The 14,477-nt window shown below is 57.6% G+C and carries 10 protein-coding genes; 3 read left to right on the forward strand and 7 right to left on the reverse strand.

Annotated features, from left to right (window positions below; genetic code table 11):
• Positions 1-1,818 carry a translational GTPase TypA gene (gene typA, locus ACR0KS_RS14650; protein WP_170566550.1) on the forward strand — a complete coding sequence of 606 codons (1,818 nt, stop codon included), beginning with the start codon at positions 1-3 and terminating at the stop codon, positions 1,816-1,818.
• Positions 1,819-2,252: 434 nt separating this feature from the next.
• Positions 2,253-3,152 (forward strand): hypothetical protein, encoded by a 900-nt coding sequence (locus ACR0KS_RS14655; RefSeq protein WP_170803192.1) that lies wholly within the window; start codon positions 2,253-2,255, stop codon positions 3,150-3,152.
• A gap of 119 nt (positions 3,153-3,271) precedes the next feature.
• Here ACR0KS_RS14655 and ACR0KS_RS14660 read toward each other — a convergent pair whose 3' ends face one another.
• The 4 genes from ACR0KS_RS14660 to recA all read right to left on the reverse strand — a co-directional run bounded on the left by ACR0KS_RS14660 (position 3,272) and on the right by recA (position 8,421).
• A complete protein-coding gene (locus ACR0KS_RS14660) occupies positions 3,272-3,895 on the reverse strand; it encodes a transglutaminase-like cysteine peptidase (protein ID WP_170566544.1) in 624 nt (207 codons plus the stop codon).
• A 363-nt stretch (positions 3,896-4,258) separates the two neighbouring features.
• On the reverse strand, positions 4,259-4,546 hold the full coding sequence (locus tag ACR0KS_RS14665) for a DUF1330 domain-containing protein (protein ID WP_170566541.1): 288 nt from the start codon (positions 4,544-4,546) through the stop codon (positions 4,259-4,261).
• A 1-nt stretch (position 4,547) separates the two neighbouring features.
• Positions 4,548-7,217 (reverse strand): alanine--tRNA ligase, encoded by a 2,670-nt coding sequence (alaS, locus tag ACR0KS_RS14670; protein WP_170566538.1) that lies wholly within the window; start codon positions 7,215-7,217, stop codon positions 4,548-4,550.
• A gap of 136 nt (positions 7,218-7,353) precedes the next feature.
• Complete coding sequence (gene recA / locus ACR0KS_RS14675) at positions 7,354-8,421, reverse strand: recombinase RecA (protein WP_170389266.1); 1,068 nt, start codon at positions 8,419-8,421, stop codon at positions 7,354-7,356.
• A 192-nt stretch (positions 8,422-8,613) separates the two neighbouring features.
• Between recA and ACR0KS_RS14680 the strand changes: the two genes are divergently transcribed.
• Positions 8,614-9,207 carry a sulfotransferase family 2 domain-containing protein gene (locus ACR0KS_RS14680; RefSeq protein WP_170566534.1) on the forward strand — a complete coding sequence of 198 codons (594 nt, stop codon included), beginning with the start codon at positions 8,614-8,616 and terminating at the stop codon, positions 9,205-9,207.
• 5 nt (positions 9,208-9,212) lie between these two features.
• Here the strand turns inward: ACR0KS_RS14680 and ACR0KS_RS14685 are convergent, their stop codons facing one another.
• The 3 genes from ACR0KS_RS14685 to guaB form a co-directional block, all read right to left on the reverse strand.
• Positions 9,213-11,504 (reverse strand): ATP-binding protein, encoded by a 2,292-nt coding sequence (locus ACR0KS_RS14685; protein WP_170566531.1) that lies wholly within the window; start codon positions 11,502-11,504, stop codon positions 9,213-9,215.
• A 103-nt stretch (positions 11,505-11,607) separates the two neighbouring features.
• Entirely contained in the window at positions 11,608-12,765 is a 1,158-nt protein-coding gene (locus tag ACR0KS_RS14690) for an RsmB/NOP family class I SAM-dependent RNA methyltransferase (protein ID WP_170566529.1), read from the reverse strand.
• Positions 12,766-12,850: 85 nt separating this feature from the next.
• Positions 12,851-14,299, reverse strand: coding sequence for an IMP dehydrogenase (gene guaB / locus ACR0KS_RS14695; RefSeq protein WP_170389262.1), 1,449 nt, complete (start codon positions 14,297-14,299; stop codon positions 12,851-12,853).
• Positions 14,300-14,477: the final 178 nt, after the last annotated feature.

Below are 14,477 nucleotides of genomic sequence, written 5' to 3' on the forward strand. Positions count from 1 at the left end.
ATGGACCTGCGCAATATCGCAATCATCGCTCACGTGGACCACGGCAAGACGACCCTGGTGGATGAGCTGCTTAAACAATCCGGCGCGTTCCGGGAAAATCAGGCCGTGGCGGAACGCGCCATGGACAGCAACGATCTTGAGCGCGAGCGCGGGATCACCATCCTCGCCAAGGCCACCAGCGTCGAGTGGAAGGGCACGCGGATCAATATCGTCGACACCCCCGGCCACGCCGATTTCGGTGGTGAGGTCGAGCGGATCCTCAGCATGGTGGACGGAGTGGTCCTGCTGGTCGATGCCGCCGAAGGCCCGATGCCGCAGACGAAGTTCGTCACCGCCAAGGCACTGGCACTGGGCCTGCGCCCGATCGTCGTTCTGAACAAGGTCGACAAACCTGACGCTGAACCTGATCGCGCGCTGGACGAGTGTTTCGACCTGTTCGCCAATCTCGGAGCCGACGACGACCAGTTGGATTTCCCTGCCATGTACGCCTCGGGCCGGTCCGGTTGGGCGGATATGGAGCTGGATGGCCCGCGCAAAGACCTGACCGCGCTGTTCGACCTGATTGTCGACCACGTCCCTGCCCCCAAGCAGGCAGACAAGAAAGACGAGCCGTTCCGTATGCTCGCAACCACACTGGGCAGCGACCCGTTCATTGGCCGCATCCTGACCGGCCGAGTTGAAAGCGGCACGCTGAAAGCCGGGGACAGCCTCAAGGCGTTGTCGCGCGACGGTACGCTGATCGAAAACTTCCGCGCCTCGAAAATCCTCGCGTTCCGCGGCCTGGCGCAACAACCCATCGACGTGGCCGAAGCCGGCGACATCGTCACCATCGCAGGGATGAGCAAGGCGACCGTTGCGGATTCGCTGGTTTCCCCGCAGGTGGAAGAAGCGCTGCCTGCGCAACCGATCGACCCGCCGACCATCACCGTGACCTTTGGTATCAACGACTCGCCTCTGGCCGGTCGCGACGGCAAAAAGGTCCAATCCCGCGTTATCCGCGACCGCCTGATGAAAGAGGCCGAATCAAACGTCGCAATCCGCATCACCGACACCCCCGGCGGCGAAGCCTTCGAGGTCGCAGGCCGTGGCGAATTGCAGATGGGTGTTCTGATCGAAAACATGCGCCGCGAAGGGTTCGAGCTCAGCATCTCGCGCCCGCAGGTCCTGTTCCGCGAGGAAGACGGCCAGCGTATGGAGCCCATCGAAGAAGTCACCATTGACGTCGACGACGAGTTCTCGGGCGCGGTGATCGAAAAAGTCACCGGCGCGCGCAAGGGTGAGTTGGTTGAGATGCGCCCCGCAGGTGCCGGGAAAACCCGCATCATCGCGCATGTACCGTCACGGGGTCTGATTGGCTATCACGGCGAATTTCTGACTGATACACGCGGCACCGGCGTTCTGAACCGCGTTTTCCACGGTTGGGCCGCGCATAAGGGGCCAATTCCGGGTCGTCGCGCGGGCGTTCTGATCTCGATGGAGAACGGACAGGCCGTGGCCTATGCCCTGTGGAACCTCGAGGAGCGTGGGCGCATGTTCGTGGCCCCGCAAACCGATGTCTATCAGGGCATGGTGATCGGAGAGCATTCCCGCGACAACGATCTGGAAGTAAACCCGCTAAAAGGCAAAAAGCTGACCAACGTGCGCGCCAGTGGCTCGGATGATGCAGTTCGTCTGACACCGCATGTTCAGTTCTCGCTGGAAGAAGCGATTGCCTATATCGATGATGATGAGCTGGTCGAAGTTACTCCAAACGCCATTCGGCTGCGCAAACGCTACCTCGATCCGCACGAGCGTAAGCGCATGGCGAAGTCTGCATAAAGAGAAAAGCGACGCAGTTCACTCACGGGAAACAATAATGCGCCCGTGACATTTTTGCGCCCCGAAATGGGATAATCACATTAACAAAGCCCACCAGAGAGGTGGGCTTTTTCTTTGTTTTTAATAATCTTTCTACCTAAGCGTGAATTAATTTTTGTTTTCTTTCACCCACACATCTTGAAAATGTGGCGAGGGATGGATGTATTTGTGGCCAAAGTGTGTCACCACTGTGTCAAACAGTGACGTGTTAAAGAGTTTAAAGGAGTGGCGCTATGCGCGTAAAATCCCGTTTGTTATCTATTGTATTCGTTTCTGCGACATTTCCATTTGCGACAGTAGGCACAGCCCAAGCATCTGAAATGTGTACGGTCAGTACCGCACGGCAATCCGTGTCGACGGAAACTCTTTGTAATTGCCAAGTCGTGGACGCGCGCATGCTGCGCTATATCCAGCGCCGCCCAGACTTTGAGGACATCCTTGCACGTACATTGGAAAGCTGTCCTGCCTTTGCTGCAGTATTGACCGACATTCCAACAGCGTCGATCGGCGTGTCACAGCGGTCCGGCGACGGATCGGCGAATGAAGGCGATACACAGTTCGGTTCCAATTCGTCCGGCGGTGGCAACGGCGGCGGTTCCGGCGGAGGCGGCGGCGTCACTCCAACCAGCGGCACCCCAGGTGGCGGCGCTCCTGGAGGGGGCGGTGACAGCGACGACGAAGGCGACGACGGCAACGGCGACGACAATGGCGACGACGGTAACGGTAACGGCGACGACAACGGTGACGGCGACGACAACGGCAATGGTAACGGAGGCGACAACGGCGACGGCGACGACAACGGCGATGGTAACGGCGGCGACAACGGTGACGGCGACGACAACGGCGATGGTAACGGCGGCGACAACGGTGACGGCGACGACAACGGCGATGGTAACGGCGGCGACAATGGCGAGGGCGACGACAACGGCGATGGAAACGGCGGCGACAATGGCGACGGCGACGACAACGGCGATGGTAACGGCGGCGACAACGGTGACGGCGACGACAACGGAAACGGCAACGGCGGTGGAAACGGCAATAACCGTTCCGGTCATACCGACGGAACCAACCCTGGTGGCCAAACCAACAATTCGTCCGGCACACTTAACCCCGGCGGTGGCGGCACTGGCGGAAACGGGAACGGCGGGAATAACAACGGAAACAACGGGAACGGCAATGGCAACGGCGGGAATAACAACGTTGATATTTTCGGCGGGAACGGCCAGGGCGGTAGCAACCGTAACGGCGGCGGAGGCAACTCGCGCGGTGCGGGCTTAGGCGGCGTGTTCGACTGATCCAAGGTTCAGGCAGCCGCAGAGGTTTCTGCCACATTCCTGAAAACACCAAGGGGCGACCTCCAAGTCGCCCTTTTTTCTTTAGATCAAGACATCAACATGTTCGTTGAGTTACCTGATCAGCTTCGACCGTAAACACCGACCCAGCTACTGGGTTTTCGCGGATCCTGCATTCTCAGAAACAGATAGCGTGTCGCCGACCACGGTTTTATGCGGTTGGTCAAATTGTCCAACACCAGATCTCCACCCGCCGAGCGATAAACCAACACTGCATGGGCTTGTCTTTGCCTATCCAAAACTGTCGCAATCAAAAGCTTGCTGGGGTCGATGCCAGCTCGGATCAGGTCCCTTTTCTTCAACAGGGCAAAATCTTCGCAGTCTCCACCTCGCGAGGTCGGCAAAGCCCACCGCTCGACCGTTCTGTATTGCGTCTGGTCCGCGACCTCTCGCGTTGTCGCATTGACTTGTCGATTGACACGTTTGACGATCTGCATCTCTTGCTGGTTCGTCAAAGAAATTGACGGTTTATTAGAGCACGCCCACGCATATTGTCTGCACAATTGCCGCGCCCCCGCCGGTGGAGGTGATGCGACCACAGCCCGAATAAAGCTTCCTTCGCTCGCGGTGACGCTGGACGCACTAAACATTGACGCGCAGGCCAATGCGGAAACCCCAAAGAACCGTCCAATCGCCAAGGCAGTTTTCCCCGCTAAAGCCCTGTGTACGATGCCAATCGATTTCATGCCTGTCCCTCGATCATTGTCTCTCCGAGCGATTGCCGACAGAGGGGACCGTATTCCGATTTCCGAAACTATCGGTAAACGGGCACTCCTGTACAATCAGACGCGAAGGTGCGAGGGAAAAGAGGCGGAATTTCGTTACTCAATATGACCATTTCAGGCAAGAAATGCGCGAACTCGGCCACAATTAAGGCGCGGGAAGCCAGCGATAGCGGGCGAGTTCTCGGCCAAGTCTTTGAAAAAACTAAATTCGCGGGAGGAAAGTCCAAACGCAGAAACGGCCACAATTACTTTTTTGGACGTTGGCTGAATTCCGCGCATGAGATCGGCTGCCGGGTAAATCGCAACCCGGCAACCAAATTGATTCTACTCGGTGAGCTCGACAACCACCAGTTCACGCTCGCTTGCACCACGCGCGTGATCCATGGCCTCTTGATACTCGGGCGAATTATAGCACTCGACCGCGGCCTCGACGGAAGGAAAGCGGGCAACCACGTTCCGAGGCCGTTCTTTCCCTTCAAGCTGCACGTAGCGCGCCGCGCGCGCGATGAACTCGCCACCATGCTTGGCAATCGCGGGGCCAGCTAACTCAGCGTACTTCCCGTAAGCCTCGGCGTCCGTCACAGTGACATGCGCAATCCAAAGAGCGGTCATCTTATCCTCCTAGTATATTTTCGGCGGCCTTGATTGCCGCATCGGAATTCGAGGCGTCCTTGCCACCGCCTTGCGCCATGTCCGGGCGACCACCGCCGCCCTTGCCGCCCAGCTCGGCGACTGCTGCGCGCACCAAATCGACGGCTGACACTTTATCCGTCAAATCCTGCGTGACTCCGGCGGCGACGGCCGCTTTGCCGCCCGTATCCGCAATCAACAACACAGCGCCTGAGCCCAATCGACTTTTGTGCTCGTCGATAAGAGCAGGCAGATCCTTACCTGAAACTCCGGTCAGTGCCTGCGCAAGGAACTGAACCCCGTTCACGCCCTTGGCCTCGGCTCCGCCCTGCCCGCTGCCGCCGGCCATCGCCAAATCGCGGCGTAGCTGCGCGACTTCGTTTTGAAGTGCTTTACGTTCGTCCAGCAAAGCCTTGACGCGGCTGACAACGTCATCCGGTTGCGCCTTGAGCTCCAAAGCGATCTGCCCAAGACGCTGATCTTGAGCTGTCAGGTGCTTGAACGCCTCATCCCCGGTCAACGCCTCAATGCGACGCACACCGGCGCTGCTGGCGCTGTCGCCTAGAACGACAAAGGTTCCAATATCTCCGGTCTGACGGACATGGGTGCCCCCACAGAGTTCGATCGACCAGGTCTCACCATCCTGTCCTTTTCCAGTCGGTGCCTTGCCCATCGAAACAACGCGCACCTCATCGCCGTATTTCTCACCAAACAGAGCCTGCGCGCCCAGTTCGCGCGCATCGTCTGGCGTCATGATCCGGGTTTCAACGGTCGAGTTCTGACGGATAAAGGCATTCACTTCTCGTTCGACTTTTTGCAATTCCTCGGTGCTCAGCGCCTTGGAATGGCTGAAATCGAACCGCAACCGGTCGGACGCATTCAGCGATCCGCGCTGCGCCACGTGATCACCCAGCGTTTCGCGCAGCGCCTCGTGCAGCAGGTGCGTGGCCGAGTGATTGGCCCGGATCGCGCTGCGGCGAGTGTGGTCGACCGCAAGCTCGACGCCGTCGCCTTTGGACAGGCTGCCCTGGCTGACCGTCACCTTGTGCGCATAGACCATGCCTTCGGCAAATTTGCGCGTGTCTTCGACCTTGGCCACATCCTGCATATTCTCAAGCCGCCGAATTTCGCCGGTATCGCCGACCTGACCGCCGGCTTCTCCATAGAATGGGGTTTGGTTCACGATGACCCAACCGGTGCCGCCCTGCTCGATGGTGTCAACCAACGCGCCATCCACGACCAGAGCAGCAACCTGCCCTTCGGCCTTTTCAGTGTCATAGCCCAGAAAATCAGTGGCCCCGGCACTGTCCAGAACGTCAAACCAAACCGCCTGATCCGCCGCCTCGCCGGACCCAGCCCAGGCAGCCCGCGCTTTGGCCTTTTGTTCAGCCATGGCTTCGTCGAACCCATCAGTATCCACCGTCCGGCCTTTTTCACGCAATGCGTCCTGTGTCAGGTCCAGCGGGAAGCCATAAGTGTCATAGAGTTTAAACGCCGCATCACCGGGCAAAGCAGCCCCTTCGGTCAAGCCCGCGACTTCGTCGTCCAGCAGTTTCAAACCACGATCGAGGGTCTGTTTGAAACGGGTTTCCTCCAGCAGCAGAGTCTCTTCGATCAGAGCCTGCGCCTGTCCCAGTTCCGTATACTGCGCGCCCATCAACTGCACCAACGAGGGCACAAGGCGGTGCATCACCGGATCTTTCGCACCCAGCAGGTGCGCGTGGCGCATCGCGCGGCGCATAATGCGGCGCAGGACGTAGCCGCGCCCGTCATTGCTGGGCATCACGCCATCGGCAATCAGGAACGAGGTCGAACGCAGGTGATCCGCAATCACGCGGTGATGTACGTTCTGATCGCCATAGGGATCAACTCCGGTCGCCTCAGCCGACGCCTCAATCAACGTTTTGAACAGGTCGGTGTCATAGTTGTCATGGCTGCCCTGCAGCAATGCGCCGATCCGTTCCAGCCCCATGCCGGTGTCGATGGATTGCATATCCAGTTCCACCATCGAGCCGTCCTCGAACTGCTCGTTCTGCATGAAAACGATGTTCCAGATTTCGATGAACCGGTCGCCATCTTCCTCGGCCGAACCCGGAGGGCCGCCCCAGATGTGATCGCCGTGGTCATAGAAAATCTCGGTGCACGGACCACATGGCCCGGTCGGGCCCATCTGCCAGAAGTTGTCACTGGTGGAGATGCGGATGATCCGGTCTTCGGGAACGCCGACCTTTTTCCAGATCTCGAACGCCTCGTCATCGGTGTGGTAAACCGTTGTCAGCAGGCGGTTTTTGTCGATGCCAAATTCCTTGGTGATCAGCTCCCACGCGAAGGGGATCGCGTCATGTTTGAAGTAGTCCCCGAACGAGAAGTTCCCCAACATCTCAAAGAATGTGTGGTGCCGCGCGGTGTAACCCACATTGTCTAGATCGTTATGCTTGCCACCTGCACGCACGCATTTCTGCGCCGTCGTCGCGCGCTGATAGTCGCGGGTTTCGACACCGGTAAAGAGGTTCTTGAACTGCACCATGCCCGAGTTCACGAACATCAGCGTCGGGTCATTGCGGGGCACCAGAGGGCTGGACGCCACCACTTCGTGCCCTTGTTTGGCAAAGTAGTTCAGAAAGGTCGATCGGATATCGTTCAGCGTGGGCATAAGGCTCTCTCAGCGCGCAATCATCTTGTTCCAGATGGGTTTATCCCTGTCCCTTGGGATAGTCCACAGGATTGGAGGCCCAAACGAAACAAGGCGGCCCCAAAGGACCGCCCGTCTGTTAGAATTATGGGTAAGATCAGGCCTCGAGAATATCGTCATCCTCGGCCGCGCCTGGCGGCATGTCGAAATCCAGCCCGTGCGCGGCCCGGATTTTATCCTCGATATCAAACGCAATCCGGCTGTTGTCTCGCAGGTACTGCTTGGCATTCTCACGCCCCTGCCCGATCCGCTCATCACCATAGCTGAACCACGAGCCGGATTTCTCGACCACACCGGCCTTGACGCCAAGATCCAACAGTTCGCCCATCTTGCTGATGCCTTCGCCATACATGATGTCGAACTCCACCTGCTTGAACGGTGGCGCCACCTTGTTCTTGACGACTTTCACGCGGGTCTGGTTGCCGACAACCTCGTCGCGGTCCTTGATCGCACCAATACGGCGAATATCCAGACGGACCGAGCTGTAGAACTTCAGAGCGTTGCCCCCGGTGGTGGTTTCCGGGCTGCCAAACATCACGCCGATCTTCATCCGAATCTGGTTAATGAAGATCACCATGCAGTTCGAGCGGCTGATCGAGCCGGTCAGCTTGCGCATCGCCTGGCTCATCAAACGGGCCTGCACGCCGACATTGCTGTCGCCCATATCGCCTTCCAGTTCCGACTTCGGGGTCAGCGCAGCAACCGAGTCGACCACGACCATATTCACCGCGCCGGACCGTACAAGCGTATCGGTGATCTCAAGCGCTTGTTCACCGGTGTCGGGCTGCGAGATCAGCAGTTCATCCAGATCAACACCCAGCTTGCGGGCATATTGCGGATCAAGCGCGTGTTCCGCATCAACGAACGCACAGACACCGCCGCGTTTCTGCTGCTCTGCGATGCAATGCAGCGTCAGTGTGGTTTTGCCCGAGCTTTCAGGTCCGTAAATTTCGACAATCCGGCCCATCGGCAGACCACCGATTCCCAGCGCGATATCCAGCCCCAGAGAACCAGTCGAACTGGCGTCGATATCCTGCTTGGCATCTTCGCCCAGCTTCATGATCGAGCCCTTGCCGAACTGACGTTCGATCTGTGCCAGCGCGCTGTCGAGCGCCTTTTGCTTGTCTGCGTTTTTCTTGTCGCTCATGGTTAGAAGATCCGCCATTGTCCTGTCGCCTTCTCTTTTGTCACACCCTTGAACGGGCGGCAATCGCTGCTTTGTTCGCCTCTTGTTCCTTATGAGACCAAAAAGAGAACATTTCAATAAAAACTTACAGAAATTACTGTTCAGCAATTGTGTTAAAGAGTCGTTTACGACACTCTGCCCTCGTGAGAAACGAGGCCAAGGACCGGATAATTGCTTGTTTTCTATAAAGAACGCCTCGCGTTTCTAGCCGTCCCCAAGACCGGCAGCACAGCGTATCACTCGGCACTGCGAGATCGCGCTGACATAGTTGTGACAGGGCCGCCTGACCTCAAACACGCCCCAGTTCGGCGGTACGACCGGTTTTTTCAGAACATATTTCGGAAAATGTACGACACCGAGATGGAAGTCATGGCCGTTGTCCGTGAACCAATTGATTGGCTTGGCAGTTGGTACAAGTTTCGCGGTCGAGAGGAACGTGTGGGCCACCCCCATTCGACACAGGGCATGAGCTTTGATGAATTTGTACAAGCATATATGCAATCCCCCCGGCCCGAGTTTGCTGATGTTGGCAGCCAGAGCCAGTTTTTCCGCACGCGCAGCAACGGATTCGGGGCAAGTCACATCTTCAAATATGAAAACCAGACCGGGATACTTGACTTCCTACAGAACCGGCTGGACATGGAAATCTCGTTGAAACGGGAAAACGTCTCTCCGCCGCGCGAGTTGAATTTGGCGGCTGAAACGGAAAAGACGTTTCGCCAAAACTACGCCTCAGAATTCGCGTGTCATGACGCCGCGCTCTGAAGCGGTCAGTTGATCTGTTGGAACACGGCCTCGGTCAGTTGATTCAAAGAGAACGGTTTTGGCAGGAACGTCGAGTTCGCAATCTCGGGTTCGGACTCTCCAAATGCACCTTCGGTATACCCCGACATGAAAATCACTCTGACATCGGGCCGATCCTCAATCGCCCGACGCACCCAAGTCGGGCCATCCATCCCCGGCATCACAACATCTGTAACAAAAACGTCCACATTCAGTGAGCCATCCTCCAGCAACTTCAGTGCTTCTTCTGCTGAGGCCGCCTCGAGCACTGTGTATCCCTTCAGACGTAGCGCGCGTGTCGCGAACGCCCTGACCGGAGCCTCATCCTCGACCAGAAGAACGACTCCCTCACCCTGCCGCGCACTTCCCGAGTCTGGCACAACGACCTCATCAGGGGTGATTTTTTGGGCATCGCCTGCCACGGGAAGGAACACTGTAAACTCGGTTCCGCGCCCGACAAGGCTGTCGACAAAGATAAACCCTCCGGTTTGCTTGACGATGCCGTAGACGGTCGACAAACCCAGACCTGTACCCTCGCCAGTCCGTTTGGTCGTATAAAACGGCTCGAACACCTTTTGCATTTTGTCCGCCGGGATTCCGACACCGCTGTCTATGACCTTCACGGTAACATACTCGCCGGGTTGAACGGTTGCGCGATCCCGCCGATAGGGTTCGGACAGCGCGACGACTTCTGTCTCGATCCGCACTTCTCCACCTTCCGGCATCGCGTCCCGTGCATTGACGACCAGATTCATAAAAACCTGTTCAAGCTGTCTTTTGTCCGCGCGAACAGGCTTTAGAACGGGGTCGTGACTTAGACTCAGCCTGACCTTCTCACCCAACAACCTGTTCAAAAGATGGATCAAATCTGAAATCGTGTCGCGCAGATCCAATACTTCGGGTTGCAGGGTCTGTTTGCGCGAAAACGCCAACAATTGACTAACCAAAGCTGCCGCTCTGTTCGCGTTCTGGTTAATTTGAACCAAATCGCCGTAGTTGGGATCGTTCTGGTCATGCCGCAACAGCAACAGGTCGCAATGGCCGGAAATCGCGGTCAGCAAGTTATTGAAGTCATGGGCAACACCACCAGCCAATTGCCCGACGGCCTGCATCTTCTGCCCCTGAACAAATTGGGCCTCAAGCGTCTTCAACTCGGTGGCATCGTTCAGCACGGCGACCAGACAGACATCTCCGTTCGTTGTTACCTTGCTTAGCGTAACTTGAACGAAAACTTCCTTGTCGCGCCGTGAAAGGCGCAAAAACTCAGACCGTGGCACTGCGTCTTCCGCTGCCGACTGCGACAGCCAATCGTGAATTGGATAGCCCAACCCCTGCATGATCTGGGCCACATTCGTTTCCCCGGGCCGTATATCGCCAACCAAATGCACCGCAAGACGGTTCGCATCCAAGATCAGGCCATCAAGAGAAAGGCACATAATCGGCACGGGCAAGTCAGCAAACGGAGCTTCGGGTATCTGGCTGATCGCCACGTTCACGGGAAGAACTAGCGTATCGCGAACGGACCCCGATCGAGAAACGTCGCAGACCGTCACTGGCAGTGGGCCGTCTGACGTTTCCGCCCTTATGACATCGCCGGATTCAGGAACCTCGGTCGAAAAAACTTGCTGCACATTCTCCGGCTTGTACCCCAACAAATGTTCGGCCGCGCCGTTTACACGCAACAAGGTGCCATTTCGCCCATGTGTCAAAACCGGAACGTTGGCGTCGTCCCACTGGCCCTGCTCACCCAGATGAAATCGCCAACAATACAGGGCATGTCCGACGCCAAACACCGACACCGGAACTGTTGAGCCGACGGTGACCACATCCTCGCGTGCCCGGCCGTGTATTTCAGTAAGAGATTGCAGGCGGAGAAGAATCGCCGATGGATTTGCAAACACCGACGCCAAGCATTTATCAAGCGTGACGCCCGGAAAAGCGTGAAACCGTGCTCTGGCCCTAGAGTTGGCCGACAACACGTTGCCTTCTGCATCCGCAATCAAGCACGGGAACATGTCTTGTTCTGCAAACAATGCCATCACTTCGACGGACTGCCGCGTAGATTGATCCGCAATCCACCCCCTGACGACAACCACGAAGGCAACAACCAAAAGTGTAGCCCCAGCGACCGACATACCGGCCTCTAAAGTAACCGGAAGCCCAACGGCAAGCGGCGCCAAGCTGAGCGCCGCTCCAAGCGCTATCAACGACGCCAATCGCGCGCCAGCGGGCATTTTCTTGAGGGGCGGGCGAAAAATTAATTCTGCTGTTTCGGGCATAAACAACTCAGATCAATGGACTTTTAGACAATCAGCCCAAATAAGGTTAACGCCCGCTTAATTCTCGCGAACACTCTCCTTTTAGTTGTTATTCGCGCAGATATTATCGCGTCAAGTGTGCCGAAAAGAACCCATCAGTGCCGTGTGCTGCAAGCCACGTTTTTCGGAAAACCTCATCCCATTCCAAGTGAGCTTTCCTGAAATGGTCCACCACCGCTCCGTTTTCTTCTTGCAGCATCGAACATGTCGCATAAGCCAGCACGCCTTTCTCAGCGACCAGAGAAGACGTTTTTTCCAGTATCTCGCCCTGTAACGAAGACAATTCTGCCAGTCGTTGCGATGACAAAGCCCATTTCCCTGCAGGCGCACGCCGCCACGCGCCGCTGCCTGAGCACGGCGCATCAACCAACACCACGTCGAACGGACCCTTCTGGAGCGCCTCGTCGGTGGACAAAACCCGGATACGCGCACCCGCTCGCTTTGCTCTTGCTGGCAAATCACGCATCCGGCCCGTATTCACATCATGTGCAAAAACCTCGATACCGGGGTATGCGGCCAAGGCCAGAGATTTCCCACCTCCACCGGCGCAATAGTCCAGAACACGCATACCCGGCTTCAAATCCAACGCTGATACAACTGCCTGGCTCGCAGCATCCTGTAGCTCAACCAGCCCATCCGCATAAGCGCGACTCTGAGCGATCTTGCGAGCGCCCTCGACGACCTCCAAAGCAGTTTCACAGGCAGGATGGGGTTGAGCCTCGATGCCCTCGGCCGCCAAAGAGGCAACTGCTGCGGAACGTTCGGATTTTAACAAGTTGACGCGCAAATGGACCGGAGCACGCTTTTGCAGGGCCATCGCGACCGGAACCGCCTGATCACCCAGCGACGCATTGAACCCGGGCCACAGCCAATCCGGAATGTCGTACCGCTCGGCGTCCGAAGCAAAGTCTCGCGCGGCCTCCTCATTAGAAACCTGAGATGGAGCGTGTCGCGCGCCGGTGAAAGTCTCGGTGAGGTCAGCACCTGACGCACGCATCGCGCCGATCATAAGACCGCGACCGGTTTCTGCACCACCCAAGGCTGCAAAAGATCGTTTGCAACGTAGCGCGCCAAATACATGATCGCGCACCGCAGCACGGTCCTTGGACCCGGCAAAGCGGCTGCGACGGGCCCAGCCCGTCAGGGCTTTTTCAACGGGCACACCAGCGAGTATGTCATCGAGAATTTCGATCGAAGCCTGAATACGTGCGGCAGGTGTCATGGGACTTTCCCAGATTGCTGAACTTAACCACGCTGAACGCAATACGGCGCCCTTGTCCGGGCGCCGCAATGCCAAACGATGCGGGTTACATTACGCGGTAATTCGGGCTTTCACGTGTGATTTGAACGTCATGCACATGACTTTCCTTCAACCCGGCACCGGTGATTTTGACAAAGTTGCAGTTGCGTCGCATTTCGTCGACGGATGCACAGCCCGTATAGCCCATCGCGGCGCGCAGACCGCCGACCAACTGGTGCACAACCGCGCTGGCGGAACCCTTGTAGGGCACCTGCCCCTCAATCCCTTCGGGCACCAGCTTGTCATTCGCCGCGTCCTTCTGGAAGTACCGATCCGCCGAGCCACGCGCCATCGCGCCCAGGCTGCCCATACCACGATAGGATTTAAACGAACGTCCCTGATACAGGATCACCTCACCCGGGCTTTCATCGGTGCCCGCGATCATCGAACCGACCATCGCGCAAGACGCCCCCGCCGCGATCGCCTTGGCGAAATCGCCCGAGAACTTGATGCCGCCATCGGCAATCACCGGCACATCCCCAGCCGCTGCAGCGCAATCCATGATCGCTGTAAGTTGCGGCACGCCAACTCCGGCCACCATCCGCGTGGTGCAAATCGAGCCCGGCCCGATACCGACCTTGATCGCATCCGCGCCTGCGTCGATCAGCGCTTTGGTCGCGTCACCGGTGGCGACGTTGCCGGCGATGATCTGAACCTCGTTCGACAGGGTTTTAACCCGCTTCACTGCGTCCAACACGCCTTGCGAGTGACCATGCGCGGTATCCACAACGATAATGTCTACGCCCGAATCCACCAGTTGCTCGGACCGCTCAAACCCCGCGTCCCCGACCGAGGTCGCCGCCGCAACGCGCAGGCGGCCCAGACGGTCCTTGCACGCGGTGGGGTTCAGCACCGCTTGCTCGGTGTCTTTCAAAGTCAGCAAACCGGTCAGCTTGCCCGCACCGTCAACAACCAGCAACTTCTCGATTCGGCGCGCCTTCATCAGGCTTTTGGCTTCTTCCAGATCGGCTGGTTCCTGAAGCATCGCCAGATTGTCCGTGGTCATCATGGCCTTGATCGGCTGGTCGTCCGATGTTGCAAAGCGCATGTCGCGGTTGGTCACAATACCGACCACGCGACCTGCCTCATCCACCACAGGGAAGCCGGTGAAGTTGTAACGCTCGACCAGAGCCTTGGCATCTGCCAGAGTCTGTTCTGCGCGCAGTGTGACGGGGTTATAGACGATACCGGATTCAAACCGCTTGACCCTGCGCACTTCACGCGCCTGTTCTTCAGTCGTCAAGTTCTTGTGGATAACCCCGATCCCACCGGCCTGCGCCATCGCGATGGCCATGCGCGCCTCGGTCACAGTGTCCATCGCCGAGCTCAGCAGCGGGATGTTCATGGTGATTTCGCGCGTCACACGCGTTGCCGTATCTGCCGTCGCAGGAAGGACCGACGACGCCGCCGGAACCAAAAGAACATCGTCAAAGGTAAGTGCCTCACGAATCTGCATCTATTAACCCCATGCAAAACCCCGTTTGGCGGTGACCCTATTACATGGATTTAAGGCAAGGAAAAGCCCCTGACCTGAACTAGTTTGGCCCTGCGGGGCAATGCCGCGGCAAAAAACGACGCTAGACATGCAAAACGTGCCGCTGAATGGCCTTTCCCTTTGCGCTTAAAACCATATC

The sequence above is a fragment of the Ruegeria sp. BC7 genome (assembly GCF_056539165.1).